Below are 13,937 nucleotides of genomic sequence, written 5' to 3'. Positions count from 1 at the left end.
ATTCGGTACTGCTTATTTGCCACTCTCGCGCCATCGACAAAGCGTTGTGTTTGTCAGCTGCGAAGAAGGAAGAGTATGAAGCGTTTCGGCTAATTCGTCAACCTTCTTTTTTCACCCTGCTTTACTCGGCATTTACATGCGTCGTTCAGCGAGGGGGCGAATTATAGCCCTGCCCTGCGCGCGCCGCAAGGGCTATTTTGCAGCCCCATCCGAACAACTCTCCGCCCAGCAGGCAAAGCACTCACTTCAAGCGCCCTTTTGTGCAGCCTGTCGCAAGGGGCTGGCGTCGGGCCATGGCTTTAGGCACAGTGGCAACATCAGACTCTGACACGGCGCAACAACAGGTTAAACTTGTCCGCCGCGTCGATTAACTCTTGTATCTTGTATTTGAAAGCGTCCACATGCTCCCGATTTCCAGCCTGCCTCAACTGTTGAAGACCATCCTCGCCTGGTTGCAGCGGGCATTCGACGCGACGACGACCTGGGTCACCCAGCTGTCCTGGTGGAAATTTTTCCTGTTCGCTGCACTGGCCCTGATCGCCGGCTCCATTTTGCAAGATGAACTGTTCTCGTCCAGTCCGGACGAAGAAGTGGTCATCAAGTCGCACAAACGCAGCAATAAGGGCTCGGGGGAAACCAATATCCTGATCGACGATACGGGCATCCATTTTAATCCCCGCAACAGCAAGAATCGGCGTGGCAGCGCCACCGATGCGGCCAGCGAACCGGCCGATGCCGCTGAGGCGGACGAGCACGCAAACGCGGTGCCGCCGGCACCGCCCGAACCGCCAGCCGCCCCCGCCAAGCCCAGCTATCCGGTGACCACCAATGCTTCGGGAGAAGAAGTCCATATCGAACTGCCCCCGCAAAATCGGCGAAGAGTTGTCGAATGCCATCGAAGAAGCGGTCGATGATGCTGCGGAGCAAAAGGTTTCGCGCTACCACCAGCAAGCTTCCACCTGGTTCAAGAGCTTCGTCTCGCTGCTGGTATTGGCCCTGTTCGCCATGAAAGCCCTGGTCGGCGGCAAGAAACGCGCCGAAGCGGAAACCGTCACGGCGAATGAAGCGGCCGAGCGCGAATCCATGCAGCGCCAGCTCAGCGAAGCGAAGATGCAGATGATGCAGGCGCAAGTCGAGCCGCACTTCCTGTTCAATACGCTTGCTTCCGTCGAGCACCTGATCCAGGTCGACCCGCCGCGCGCGGCCAAGATGCAACGCAGCCTGATCCAGTATCTGCGTGCGGTGCTGCCGCAAATGCGCGACAACGCCCTGATTACCAACCTGGGCCGCGAAGCGGACATGGTGCAAGCGTACCTGAACCTGCTGAAAATGCGCATGGAAGAACGCCTGACCGTCGACTTCCAGATTCCTGACGGCCTGCGCAGCGCAGCCTTCCCGCCCATGATGCTGCAATCGATGGTGGAAAATGCCATCAAGCACGGCCTGGAAGTCAAGCCGGAAGGCGGCACCTTGCGCATCGTGGCTGAAGTGGCGCACAGCAAGCTGCGTGTCACCGTCACCGATGACGGCCTCGGCTTTGGCGTCGTGCCCAGCGATGGCACGGGCCTGGGCTTGCCCACCATCCGCGAACGCCTGAAACTGTTGCATGGTGACCAAGGCAGCCTGACCATTACGCCAAATCAACCCTCCGGCGTGTGCGCCGTGATCGAAGTGCCGTATCAGCTGTCCAAATAAGACAGTTGATAAAAACGCTAAATCATTGAATAATCAATCTTCGCCCGTTCACACTTGAGACTTATGCCTACCGCTATTATTGCCGACGACGAAAGACTGATGCGCGACCAGCTGCGCCTGCGCCTGGGCCAGGCCTGGCCCGAACTGGAAATCATCGGCGAAGCCAAGAATGGCGACAAGCGATCGAACTGGTGGAACAACTCAAGCCTGACTTTGCCTTCCTCGATATCCGCATGCCCGGCAAGACGGGCATGGAAGCGGCGCAGGTAATAGGCAGCAAGACCCATATCGTCTTCGTCACGGCCTATGATAGCCACGCCGTCGAAGCGTTCGAACGGGGCGCCGTCGACTACGTGCTCAAGCCGCCCGAGCATGAGCGCCTGCTGGTGACGGTGGAACGCCTGAAAACGCACTTGAACAAGCCGGCGCTGGACGTCAACAGCAGCGTCACGGCCATGCTGTCGCAGCTGGCGGAGAAAATCACGGCCAAGCCCACGTATTTGCAATGGATACAGGCCAGCATCGGCCAGGACTTGCGCATGATCCCCGTGGAAGAGATTTTATTTTTCCGTTCTGACGAGAAATACACCTGCGTGCAGACAGCCAAGTATGAGGCGCTGATCCGCAAGCCCGTGCGCGACCTGGCCGAAGAGCTCGACCCTTCGCTGTTCTGGCAAATCCACCGCGCCACCCTGGTCAACGTGAATGCCATCGAAGGCGTGACGCGCGACATCCGCGGCCGCCACCTGGTGCTCATCAAGGGCAAATCCGACAAGCTCGAAGTGAGCCGCAGTTTCCTGCACCTGTTCAAGCAAATGTAAATCGCACGCCGCCGCCCGGCCTTGCCGGCGCGGCGTATTGATCTCTTCCGCTCCCCTTCCTGCGCCACATCAAGCCACGCCGCGCCAACAGGCATAGGCTAGATAGAGTCCTGCCCGCCATCCCTGTCTTGCCTGCCTTCGTACACATTGCAAGGAGAACCCCATGCCCGACCGAGGCAGTCCTGCACTGCTGCGCATCTTGCCGCTGGGCATGGCGGCGGCGCTTTTGCTGTGCTTGTTTCCTCCACTGAAAGCCCGCCGGCAACGGCAGGCGCGCGGACAAGCCATCATCGACAGCGCCAGCGACGCCATCATCAGCATCGACAGCCGGCAAATCATCCTGCATGCGAACGCGGCGGCAGCCAGGTTGTTCGACGACACGCCGGCCGGCATGCGCGGCATGCGCCTGGGCCACTATATCCTGCGCGACTTGCGCAGCCTGGGCAGGCATGAAGGCGATCCGCCGTTCGATGACATCAGCCAGGAGCTGCGCCTGACGGGCCGGCGCGCCACCGATTACACCTTGACGGGCCGGCGCAGCGATGGCGCCATGTTTCCCCTCGAAGGTTCGCTCTCGGCCATGCAGGAAAACGGCCAAAGCGTGTTTACCATCATCGTGCGCGACATTACCGCGCGCCAGCAGATGCATGAACAGCTGGCCCGCTCCTTTTCGCAACTGCGTGAATTGTCGAGCGCGCTGCAATCCATCCGCGAAGAAGAGCGCAAGCATATCGCGCGCGAGCTGCATGATGACCTGGGACAATTGCTGGCCACCTTGCGCGTCGACCTGACCCTGGTGCGCCAGCATACGGACACGACCGTGCCCCTGCAAGCGTTGCTGCAAAACATGGACGGATTGCTGGTGACAGCCATCACCTCGCTGCGGCGCATCGCCAGCAACCTGCGTCCGCGCGCACTCGACGAAGGGGGCTTGTATTTTGCACTGCAAAAACTGCGCCACGACTTCCTGCTGCGCCGCGCCATCCATTTCGACTTGCTGGCCGACGAGGCCGACCTGGTGCTCGACGATGCGCGCAGCACGGCCATCTACCGCATCGTGCAGGAAGCACTGACGAATATCGCGCGCCATGCCGAAGCGAACCACATCACCATCGCCCTGCACCGCATCGATTCCTCGCTGGCCATCACCATCCAGGATGACGGCCGCGGCATTGCCGAGCAAGACATGGAGAAAGCCACGGCACTGGGGTTGCTGGGCATGCGCGAACGGGTGTGGGGCTTGAACGGCAGCATCCATATCGGCGCCGATAGCGAACTGGGCGGCACACGCATCGACATCTCGCTGCCCATGCATAAGGAAGTGCCAGCAGCGGCGATGCAATAAAAAAAGGCCCGCAGGCGCCTTTGCTTCGTTACAGCGAATGCTGCTTAGAACTTGTGTGCCAGACCGATCTGGTACGAGGTCAGCGACTTGACGCGCTCGCGGCCAGCGTAAGCGTACACATCGGTGCGCTTCGACAGGTGGTAGTCGTAACCGACGCCGAATTCCTTGATGGTGTCCTGATCCTTGAACTTGTTGTTGCTTTGCTCTTGCTTGCCATACGACACTTTGGCATCGCCGCCGCCCACCGTGTAGTTCAGGCCGATCAGGTAGGACTTGAATTCGCCAGTCGTGGCAACCTTGGTGTCGCCTTTCGAGTAAGCGGCCGTGATCTTGGCTGGGCCGAATTTATAGCCGCCACCGATGGACCACAGGTCAGGCTTGGCTGCCGTTGCCGTTGCCTGCACGGCTTTTTCGTAGCCGGCGTGCAAGCTGATCGGGCCATTGTCGTAGGTTGCCAGGCCAATCACGCCTGCGTCAGCGCTGTTGACTTCGCTCAACACGTATTGCAGGCTGCCCACGAAACCGTCAAAGCTTGGGCTGTTGTAGGTCACGGCATTGTTGACGCGCGACGTGCCGACGCCCGAACGCAGCAGGGTTTCATTGTTCTTGCCGACCACGCCGTAGGTGTTGAATGGGTCGACGCGGGCGATGGTGCCATCGACCAGATTCTTGGTGCGGCCCAGGATGGCGGTACCAAACGCGCCTTTCAAGCCCACATACGCTTGACGGTCGAACAACACGCCTTTTTGCGCGCCGGTGTCGGCCAGGAATTCACTTTCCAGGTTGAAAATTGCGGACAGGCCGCCACCCAGATCTTCCGTACCCTTGAAACCGAGGCGCGACGCATTGTTTTCGCGTTGTACCGTCGGCTGGCCAGTGGTCTTGGCAATGCCGAGGTCAACCAGGCCATACACGGTGACGTTCGATTGTGCTTGCGCCGTAGCTGCTGCGAAGGTGCCGATGATCAATGCTGCCAGAGTAATTTTTTTCACTTGAGATTCTCTACATTAGGTTGGACAAGTTGAGCTGCTGCTGAGCTGCCTAGCTGCTGAACCGAATCATGCCCACGAAATACTTCAACAATATGACATCGACAAGATGTTGCTTTTTGGCACAACATCGTGTCAGATAAAAACAACAGGCGAAAAAAAAAAACCGCCCGCAGGCGGTTTGTCTTGCCGTGCCGGCCTTACTTCAGGCGGCAGCTCAGCAGCCAGTAGTATTCCAGGCGCTTCATGCGGATTTCACGGGCCGAGTGGGCGAACTTCTTGCGCAGGTGGCTATCCGAAGGGAAGTTCTTCAACACTTCGTAGCGCTCGCCCCCATCCGTCGTGCGGAACTGGTGCGTATTGCCTTCCAGGTCGGTGCGCGCGATCACGGTGCTGCTGCCATCGACATAGGAATTGTCGATCAGTACCAGCAGGATGTCCTTGCCCAGCTTGCTGCGCAATTGCTTCAGGTATTTGTCCTGGTCTTCGCGCTTGACGTGCGACCACCAGAAGCCGGCGAACACGGCCGTGAACTTGCCCAGCAGGTCGTCGGGCAAGTTGAATGCGTCGAGCTTGGCAAACGTGACGTTGTCGGGCAAGCCACGGGCCTGGGCCAGCGCCAGCATTTCATCGTTGATATCGGTGGCCAGCACGGACTCGGCCGACTCGGCGACCACTTCCGTCCAGTAGCCCGTGCCGCAAGCCAGTTCCAGCACGGTGTGGCCTTCCAGCACGTCGGCGACCTTGTCGCGCAACACTTCCAGGTCTTCCTGGCGTTCGGGCTTGTCATAGACGCGCTCGTACTGCTGCGCGATGGTGGCGTAATATTTGGCAAGCTGATCGGTAATCATTGTTTCTTCTCTTCTTAAATAATCTTGGCCAGGCACCTCGCCCGGCCGACTTCATGCATTGTTATAGTTCGTAGTGCTCTTTATCACCGCTCATCGCCTGCTCGATGAGCTTGCGATTCAGGGTCGGCGTCAGCAACTCGATAAAGGTATAGATATAGCTGCGCAAATACGCGCCCTGCTTGACGGCCACGCGCGACACATTCATGCCGAACAGGTGGCCGACAGGGATGGCGCGCAAGCCTTTGTCGCGCTCGGCATCGAAGGCCATACCCGCTATGATACCAATCCCCATGCCCAACTCCACATAAGTCTTGATCACGTCCGCGTCGATGGCCTCCAGCAGGATGTCCGGTTTCAGGCCGCGCAGCACGAAAGCGTGGTCGATCTTGTTGCGTCCGGCAAACGCGCTGTCATAGGTAATCAGGGGGAAGGCGGCGATTTCTTCCAGGGTCACGGACTTCGACTTGAGCAGCGGATGATCGACGGGCACCACCACCACGTGCTCCCATTGATAGCACGGCAAGGTAATTAAACCATCGATGGCGGCGATCGATTCCGTGGCGATGGCAAGATCCGCCTGGTCGCGCTGCACCATCTCGGCGATCTGGCGCGGATTTCCTTGCAGCAATGACAATCTGACCTTCGGGAACTTCAGCATGAAGGCTTGCACGACCTTGGGCAAGGTGTAGCGCGCCTGCGTATGCGTGGTGGCAATGGTAAAGCTGCCGCTGTCCTGCGCCGCGAATTCCTTGCCGATGCGCTTCATGCTGTCGATTTCCTGCATGATCAGCTCGACGGACTCCAGCACCAGGCGGCCCGGCTCCGTCAAGCCGCGGATGCGCTTGCCGTGGCGCGTGAAAATATCCACGCCCAGTTCCTCTTCCAGCTCGATGATGGCTTTCGATACGCCCGGTTGCGACGTAAATAATGCCTTGGCGGCGTCCGTCAGGTTGTAGTTCTGCCGGACCGCTTCGCGCACGAAGCGCAGTTGATGGAGATTCATTGCTGGTTTGCCCTAGATTGCCGTGATTTGCCGAGTTTCCGCCCCACCCATGATTTTGCATGCATGCATATACGCATATCGCATATAAGCAAATGCGTACTTAGTAGTTTGGAATAAACACTAAGTTTATTACTATTGCGAGTACTTTGGGGGTGCAAGCATGACTTTGTCTTATATAGTCTCAGGATTTGCCGTAGGATTACTCGTAGGAATGACCGGCGTGGGCGGCGGTTCGCTGATGACGCCGCTGTTAACCTTGCTGTTTGGCGTGCCGCCCTCCGTGGCCGTGGGCACGGACCTGGCGTTCGCCTCGATCACCAAGAGCGCGGGCACCCTGACGCACCGCCTGCGCGGCACCATCCGCTGGGATATCGTCAAGCGCCTGTGCATGGGCGCCCTGCCCGCCGCCGTCATCGCGACCCTGGCGCTGAAATCGTTCGGCACCCTGTCGCCGGAAATCGGCCAGATCATCCGTTACTCGATCGCCGGCTCCGTGCTGCTGACCGTCGTGGCACTCATTTTCAAGGGCCGCATGCTGGCCTGGATCAATGCGCACCCCGAGAAACAATTGCAAGGCAACAAGCTTGCCGCCGCGACCATCATCGCCGGCGCCGTGCTGGGCGTGCTGGTGACGGTCTCGTCGATCGATCGCGGCCGCGCATCGGCGCGACCTTGCTGGTGATGCTGTATCCACGCATGAGCTCGGCCGAAGTGGCGGGCACCGACATCGCCTACGCCGTGCCCCTGACGGCCATCGCCGCCCTCGGTCACTGGTGGCTCGGCTCCATCCACTGGGAATTGCTGGCTTCCTTGCTGGTCGGCTCCCTGCCTGGCATCACCCTCGGCTCCTGGGTCGCCCGCTCCGTGCCGGAAAAGTTTTTAAGAGTCTTGCTGGCGATGACCTTGACCGGCGTGGCAGTGAAGCTAATCTATTAATGACCGAACAAGTGACAAGAGCAGTATCAAGAACATAATCCCAGGCAATCTTCCAGCACCCCGGCTTTTTTAGGAATTGATATGTACCATTACGATCAGTACGACCACCTCATCATCAAAGAACGCATCGCCCAGTACCGAGACCAGGTTGCGCGCCGTATCGCCAATGAACTGACGGAAGAGGAATTCATTCCGCTGCGCCTGCAAAACGGCCTGTACATGCAACGCCACGCCTACATGCTGCGCATCGCCGTGCCGTACGGCTTGCTGTCGGCTAAGCAGATGCGCATGTTCGCGCACATCGCGCGCAAGTATGACCGCGGCTATGGCCACTTCACCACGCGCCAGAACATCCAGTTCAACTGGATCGAACTGGAACAGACGCCCGATATCCTGACGGACCTGGCGTCCGTGGAAATGCACGCGATCCAGACTTCCGGCAACTGTATCCGTAATACAACATCGGACCCGTTCGCCGGCGTGGCCGCCGATGAAATCATCGATCCGCGCCCGTACGCGGAAGTATTGCGCCAGTGGAGCACCTTCCACCCCGAATTCATCGCCCTGCCACGTAAATTCAAGGTCGCCATCAATGGCGCCGAGGAAGACCGCGCCGCCATCGCCGTGCACGACATCGGCTTGACGGCCGTGCGCAACGCAGCTGGCGAAGTGGGCTTCAAGGTGATGGCGGGCGGCGGCATGGGCCGCACGCCTATCCTGGGCAGCGTCGTCGTGCGCGACTTCCTGCCATGGCAGCATTTGCTGACGTACATCCAGGCCATCATGCGCGTGTACAACCTGCACGGCCGCCGCGACAACAAATACAAGGCGCGCATCAAGATCTTGCTGAAAGCCATCGGCGTGGAAGAATTCACGCGCCAGGTGGAAGCGGAATGGGTCGACCTGAAGGACGGTCCGGAAACCTTGACGGCAGAGGAAATGCAGCGCGTGGCGGACTTCTTCAATCCGCCCGCCTACCTGGCCCTGCCGGAACTCGACTACAAGACGGAACATGCGGACAACAAGGCCTATGTCAACTGGCTGGCGCGCAACGTCAAGCCGCACCAGCGCCCCGGCTACGTGGCCGTGGTGCTGTCCCTGAAGAAAACGGGCGTGCCGCCAGGCGACGCGACGGCCGAGCAGATCGACTTCGTGGCGGATCTCGCCGACCGCTACAGCTTTGGCGAACTGCGCGTGACGCACGAGCAAAACCTGGTGCTGGCCGATGTGGAGCAGTCAAAACTGTTCGCACTGTGGCAGGAAGCCAAGGCGCATGGCCTGGCCACGCCGAACATCGGTTTGCTGACGGACATGATCTGCTGCCCAGGCGGCGATTTCTGCTCGCTGGCGAACGCCAAGTCGCTGCCGATCGCGGCCGCCATCGCCGAGCGCTTCGACAGCATCGACTTCCAGCACGACATCGGCGAGATCGAACTGAATATTTCCGGCTGCATCAATGCCTGCGGCCACCATCACGTGGGCAGCATCGGCATCCTCGGCGTCGACAAGGATGGCAGCGAATGGTATCAAGTGTCGATCGGCGGCGCGCAAGGCAACAACGCGGCCATCGGCAAGATCATCGGACCATCGTTCTCTTCCCTGCAGATGCCTGAAGTCATCGGCCGCCTGCTGCACGTCTACGTGCGCGACCGCCATGAAGGCGAGCGCTTCGTCGACACGGCCCAGCGCCTGGGCCTGGCGCCGTTCAAGGAACACGTATATGCAACGCCGATCACGGTCGGCAACCTGGTGGGAGAAGACGAATATGTTTGAAGTACGCGAAGAAATCATCAAGAACGCCGCCGTGGTGCCAAATACCTGGGGCTTGCTGCGCCTCGATGAGACCGACACGCCGGAAACGGTCGTCGTGCCTGCAGGCAAGGTCATCGTCCCCTTGCTCGTTTGGCAAGCCCAGCGCGCAACCCTGGCCGCGCGCCTGCCCGACATCGGCGTCTGGCTGGCCAGCGACGAGCGCCCGGAAGAACTGGCGGCCGACGTGGATGTGTTGCCCGTCATCGGCGTGGATTTTCCGAAATTCACGGATGGCCGCGGCTATTCCATCGCCTTCAACCTGCGCGCCCGCCTGGGTTTCCGCGGAGAATTACGCGCCATCGGCGACGTGCTGCGCGACCAGCTGTTTTCCATGCATCGGGTCGGCTTTGACGCGTATGCGACGCGCCCGGACCGCAGCATCCATGACGCCCTGAAAGGTTTGTCGGTCTTTTCGGAAACCTACCAGGCGTCGTGGGATCAGAAATCGCCGCTGTTCCGCCGCCACCACCGCGAAGGCCAGAATCCTGACCTCGACAACGCGGCCGGCATCTGAGGACCAATCATGAGCGATCTGACTTCTTTGATTCACGCCACCGAGCAAACGCTGACACGCATCGCCGCGGATTTTTCGCCGGCCGTGTTCGCGTCCAGCCTGGCAGCCGAAGACATGGTGCTGACCGACATGATTCTCAAGGCAAAGCTGCCCATCGGCATCTTTTCCCTGGAAACGGGCCGGCTGCACCAGGAAACCCTGGCCGTGCTCGACAAGGTCAAAACCCGCTACGACCACGATATCACGCTGTACCGCCCGCAGCCGGAGCTTGTTGCCGCCTACGTGGAACAGAACGGCCTGAACGCGTTCTACAATAGTGTCGAGATGCGCCGCGAATGCTGCCGCATCCGCAAGGTCGAGCCGCTGGGCCGCGCCCTGGCCGGCAACAAGGCCTGGGTGACGGGCCAGCGCCGCGCCCAGTCCACCACGCGCGCCGAATTGCACGTGCAGGAAGACGATGCGGCGCACGCGATGACGAAATTCAATCCGCTGGCCGACTGGTCGGAAGAAGACGTGTGGGCCTATATCCGCGCCAACGACGTGCCCTACAATGCGCTGCACGACCAGGGCTACCCGTCCATCGGCTGCGAACCGTGCACGCGGGCCGTGCAGCCGGGCGAAGACGTGCGCGCCGGACGCTGGTGGTGGGAAAATCCCGATTCCAAGGAATGCGGCCTGCACATGGTGGACGGCAAGTTGATCCGCATCAAATCCGTGGCAGCCTGAACAGACACACAGAACAAGAAAGCATCCAATATGAGCAATATTTTGAACCAGCGTCACCTCGACAGCCTTGAATCGGAAGCCATCCACATCATGCGCGAAGTGGCGGCCGAATCGGCCAACCCCGCGCTGCTGTTTTCCGGCGGCAAGGATTCCGTCGTCCTGCTGCGTTTGGCCGAAAAGGCCTTCCGCCCAGGCAAGTTCCCGTTTCCCCTCGTGCATATCGACACGGGCCATAACTTTCCGGAAGTCATTACTTTCCGCGACAAGAAAGTGGCGGAACTGGGCGAGCGCCTGATCGTCGGCTCCGTGGAAGATTCGATCAAGCGCGGCACCGTGCGCCTGCGCAACCCGGCCACGGATTCGCGCAATGCGGCGCAAGCCGTCACCTTGCTGGAAACCATCGCCGAACACGGTTTTGACGCCTGCATCGGCGGCGCCCGCCGCGACGAAGAGAAGGCCCGCGCCAAGGAACGCATCTTTTCCTTCCGCGACGAATTCGGCGCCTGGGACCCGAAAGCCCAGCGTCCCGAGCTGTGGGACTTGTATAACACCCGCGTGCATCCCGGTGAAAACATGCGCGTGTTTCCCATCTCGAACTGGACGGAGCTGGACGTGTGGCAATACATCGCCCGCGAGCAACTGGAATTGCCGCCGATCTACTTCGCGCACGAGCGCCAGGTGATCCCGCGCAATGGTTTATTGGTGCCGCTGACGGACTTGACGCCGCCGCGCGAAGGTGAAACGGTGGAAACGCAAGTCGTGCGCTTCCGCACGGTGGGCGATATTTCGTGCACCTGCCCCGTCTCGTCCGATGCGGCCACCGTCGACGCCATCATCGCCGAGACGGCAATCACGCAAATCACGGAGCGGGGCGCCACCCGCATGGATGACCAGACTTCCGAAGCCTCGATGGAAAAACGCAAGAAAGCAGGGTATTTCTAATGAACGCAGCAATCCAGAACACCAATCTCACCGACAGCGTCGAACGCGGCATGTTGCGTTTTATCACGGCCGGTTCCGTCGATGACGGCAAGAGCACCCTGATCGGCCGTTTGCTGTTCGACAGCAAGGGCATCTTCGCCGACCAGCTCGACGCCATGTCGCGCTCCAAGCACAAGCGCACGGTGGGCGACACGGTCGACCTGTCCTTGCTGACGGACGGCCTGGAAGCGGAACGCGAGCAAGGCATCACCATCGACGTGGCTTACCGTTACTTTGCCACGCCAAAGCGCAAATTCATCATCGCCGACACGCCGGGCCATGAACAGTACACGCGCAACATGGTCACGGGCGCGTCCACGGCCGACGCCGTCATCATTTTGATCGACGTGTCGAAAGTCAAACTCGGTGACGATGGCAGCGTAGAACTGTTGATCCAGACCAAACGCCATTCGACGATTGCCCATTTGCTGCAGATCGAGCACGTGGTCGTGGCCGTCAACAAGATGGATCTGGTCGACTACGATGAGACGGTGTACAACCGCATCGTCGCGGCCTACCGCGAATTTGCCCAGTCGCTGGGTCTGAAGGACATCACGCCGATTCCATTGTCCGCCTTGACGGGCGACAACGTCGTCGAACGCGGCGACAAGCTGGGCTGGTACACGGGCCCGACCCTGATCGAGCTGCTCGAATCGCTGTCCGTCTACGACGAATCGCACGACACGCCATTCCGCTTCCCGGTGCAACTGGTGGCGCGCCACAATGGCCACGAAGCGAACGACTTCCGCGGCTACATGGGCCGCATCGAGGCGGGCAAGGTCAGCATCGGCGACACCCTGGTGGTGCAGCCATCGGGCCAGACGGCAACAGTCAAAGATATCGTCACCCTCGACGGTTCGCTGCCGACGGCCGTGGTGGGCCAGTCCGTGACCTTGTTGCTGAATGAATACCTCGACATCTCGCGCGGCGACTTGCTGGCCAGCAGCGAGCGCCCTGCCACCCTGCTGAAACAGGTGGTGGCCGACGTGTGCTGGCTGTCGGAAGACGCGCTGGACCTGCGCCGCAAGTACTGGATCAAGCACGGCACGAAACAGACGGCGGCCAAGGTGACGGCGATCGAATCGATCCTCGACATTAATACGCAGCAGCGCCATCCGGCCGAAGGCTTGAAGCTGAACGACATCGCCCGCATCAGCCTGAACGTGCAGCAGGCGCTGGCGGCCGACGCGTATGCCGATATCCGCGCCACCGGTGCGTTTATCCTGATCGATGAAGTCACCCACCAGACGGTCGCGGCCGGCATGGTCCGGCTCTAACCCCGCTTCGTCCAGGAAAGGCAGCCATATGCACAGCTCCCCATCTCTCCCCGGCAAGGTCTACCTGATCGGCGCCGGCCCCGGCGCGCAAGACTTGATGACCTTGCGCGGCGCCCGCCTGCTGGCACAGGCTGACGTCGTGCTGCACGACGCGCTGGTCACCGAGGAAATGCTGGAGTTGTGCCCCCAGGCGCAAAAGATTCTGGTCGGCAAGCGCTGCGGCCAGCTGTCGACGGCGCAGGCGTTCATCAACAAGCAACTAGTCGACAACGCCCGCAAGCACGCCGTCGTCGTGCGCCTGAAAGGGGGCGACCCCATGCTGTTCGGCCGCGCCGACGAGGAATTGCGGGCGCTGGAAGAAGCGGGTATCGCCGTGGAAGTGGTGCCCGGCATTACCACGGCCCTGGCGGCGGCGGCGGCCACCTTGCAGCCGCTGACCAAGCGGGGCGTGTCGCGCAGCGTGGCCTTTTTCACCTCCAGCACGGCGCCGGGAGAACCGGAGCAGACGCGCATCCCGGACTGCGATACCCTGGTGCAATACATGGGCGGGCGCGAAGCCATCGCCACGGCGCAGCGCCTGCTGGCCCTGGGCCGCCGGGCCGATACCCCCGTGGTGGTGATTGAAAACTGCAGCCGCCCGGATCAGCGCATCGTGCGCCTGACGCTGAGCGCCCTGGCGCACGGCCTGGGCGACACCCATGGCCCCGTGCTGGTGATGCTGGGCGACGCCATGGCCGCGCGCGCGCACCAGGCCATTGCAGAAACGGCGGCCATGCTGGCGCGCCATGCCTGAATAAATACACCGTATTTTACCGACTTTAAAGTCAGTAACCGACGTCCTCAGAGAAAACATGATACGATGCTCACGCATCTTTTCTCGAGAAGTTGTTGCGTGATAGCAATAAAATCACACTACACCCCGCCATAATAGCGCTTGCCGCGCGGTCTTCCGGCTGACGGAGGCCACCCGGCGATCTCCCCGAAAAA

The 13,937-nt window shown here is 60.5% G+C and carries 9 protein-coding genes and 4 pseudogenes; 10 read left to right on the top strand and 3 right to left on the bottom strand.

The window, feature by feature from the left end; translation table 11 throughout:
• The first annotated feature begins 401 nt into the window (after positions 1–401).
• From ACQVLG_RS15490 to ACQVLG_RS15480, 3 genes and pseudogenes are all read left to right on the top strand, one after another.
• A pseudogene (locus ACQVLG_RS15490) lies at positions 402–1,695 on the top strand (sensor histidine kinase).
• A gap of 63 nt (positions 1,696–1,758) precedes the next feature.
• A pseudogene (locus ACQVLG_RS15485) lies at positions 1,759–2,516 on the top strand (LytR/AlgR family response regulator transcription factor).
• A gap of 163 nt (positions 2,517–2,679) precedes the next feature.
• Positions 2,680–3,861 carry a PAS domain-containing sensor histidine kinase gene (locus ACQVLG_RS15480; protein ID WP_474290051.1) on the top strand — a complete coding sequence of 394 codons (1,182 nt, stop codon included), beginning with the start codon at positions 2,680–2,682 and terminating at the stop codon, positions 3,859–3,861.
• A gap of 44 nt (positions 3,862–3,905) precedes the next feature.
• Here the strand turns inward: ACQVLG_RS15480 and ACQVLG_RS15475 are convergent, their stop codons facing one another.
• The 3 genes from ACQVLG_RS15475 to ACQVLG_RS15465 all read right to left on the bottom strand — a co-directional run bounded on the left by ACQVLG_RS15475 (position 3,906) and on the right by ACQVLG_RS15465 (position 6,704).
• Positions 3,906–4,853: a porin gene (locus tag ACQVLG_RS15475; protein WP_051991189.1), complete on the bottom strand. Its 948-nt coding sequence runs from the start codon at positions 4,851–4,853 to the stop codon at positions 3,906–3,908.
• 197 nt (positions 4,854–5,050) lie between these two features.
• Positions 5,051–5,701, bottom strand: a complete 651-nt coding sequence (locus ACQVLG_RS15470; protein WP_034782226.1) for a class I SAM-dependent methyltransferase — start codon at positions 5,699–5,701, stop codon at positions 5,051–5,053.
• A 61-nt stretch (positions 5,702–5,762) separates the two neighbouring features.
• Positions 5,763–6,704: a CysB family HTH-type transcriptional regulator gene (locus tag ACQVLG_RS15465; protein WP_034751505.1), complete on the bottom strand. Its 942-nt coding sequence runs from the start codon at positions 6,702–6,704 to the stop codon at positions 5,763–5,765.
• Positions 6,705–6,864: 160 nt separating this feature from the next.
• Here ACQVLG_RS15465 and ACQVLG_RS15460 point away from each other — a divergent pair.
• The 7 genes and pseudogenes from ACQVLG_RS15460 to cobA all read left to right on the top strand — a co-directional run bounded on the left by ACQVLG_RS15460 (position 6,865) and on the right by cobA (position 13,743).
• A pseudogene (locus ACQVLG_RS15460) lies at positions 6,865–7,640 on the top strand (sulfite exporter TauE/SafE family protein).
• Between the two features lie 81 nt (positions 7,641–7,721).
• Positions 7,722–9,413, top strand: a complete 1,692-nt coding sequence (locus tag ACQVLG_RS15455) for a nitrite/sulfite reductase (RefSeq protein ID WP_474295493.1) — start codon at positions 7,722–7,724, stop codon at positions 9,411–9,413.
• Positions 9,406–9,966 (top strand): DUF934 domain-containing protein, encoded by a 561-nt coding sequence (locus ACQVLG_RS15450; RefSeq protein WP_474295491.1) that lies wholly within the window; start codon positions 9,406–9,408, stop codon positions 9,964–9,966. Before ACQVLG_RS15455 ends, ACQVLG_RS15450 begins: the two co-directional genes overlap by 8 nt.
• 9 nt (positions 9,967–9,975) lie before the next feature.
• A complete protein-coding gene (locus ACQVLG_RS15445) occupies positions 9,976–10,692 on the top strand; it encodes a phosphoadenylyl-sulfate reductase (RefSeq protein ID WP_474295489.1) in 717 nt (238 codons plus the stop codon).
• Positions 10,693–10,719: 27 nt separating this feature from the next.
• Positions 10,720–11,634: pseudogene (cysD, locus tag ACQVLG_RS15440) on the top strand (sulfate adenylyltransferase subunit CysD); the annotation flags it as partial.
• Positions 11,634–12,950 carry a sulfate adenylyltransferase subunit 1 gene (locus tag ACQVLG_RS15435; protein ID WP_099665035.1) on the top strand — a complete coding sequence of 439 codons (1,317 nt, stop codon included), beginning with the start codon at positions 11,634–11,636 and terminating at the stop codon, positions 12,948–12,950. The pseudogene cysD and the gene ACQVLG_RS15435, both read left to right, overlap by 1 nt.
• A gap of 28 nt (positions 12,951–12,978) precedes the next feature.
• Complete coding sequence (cobA, locus tag ACQVLG_RS15430) at positions 12,979–13,743, top strand: uroporphyrinogen-III C-methyltransferase (RefSeq protein WP_230538371.1); 765 nt, start codon at positions 12,979–12,981, stop codon at positions 13,741–13,743.
• Positions 13,744–13,937: the final 194 nt, after the last annotated feature.

This window comes from Janthinobacterium sp. TPC_1 (assembly GCF_056037845.1).
This window is presented reverse-complemented; position numbering and strand designations above follow the sequence as displayed.

What these genes read in the sequence shown, in the direction of transcription:
- ACQVLG_RS15480 (WP_474290051.1), top strand. Translation starts at nt 2,680, where the DNA reads ATGCCCGACCGAGGCAGTCCTGCACTGCTGCGCATCTTGCCGCTGGGC.
- ACQVLG_RS15455 (WP_474295493.1), top strand. Translation starts at nt 7,722, where the DNA reads ATGTACCATTACGATCAGTACGACCACCTCATCATCAAAGAACGCATC.
- cobA (WP_230538371.1), top strand. Translation starts at nt 12,979, where the DNA reads ATGCACAGCTCCCCATCTCTCCCCGGCAAGGTCTACCTGATCGGCGCC.
- ACQVLG_RS15435 (WP_099665035.1), top strand. Translation starts at nt 11,634, where the DNA reads ATGAACGCAGCAATCCAGAACACCAATCTCACCGACAGCGTCGAACGC.
- ACQVLG_RS15470 (WP_034782226.1), bottom strand. Translation starts at nt 5,701, where the DNA reads ATGATTACCGATCAGCTTGCCAAATATTACGCCACCATCGCGCAGCAG.
- ACQVLG_RS15445 (WP_474295489.1), top strand. Translation starts at nt 9,976, where the DNA reads ATGAGCGATCTGACTTCTTTGATTCACGCCACCGAGCAAACGCTGACA.
- ACQVLG_RS15465 (WP_034751505.1), bottom strand. Translation starts at nt 6,704, where the DNA reads ATGAATCTCCATCAACTGCGCTTCGTGCGCGAAGCGGTCCGGCAGAAC.
- ACQVLG_RS15450 (WP_474295491.1), top strand. Translation starts at nt 9,406, where the DNA reads ATGTTTGAAGTACGCGAAGAAATCATCAAGAACGCCGCCGTGGTGCCA.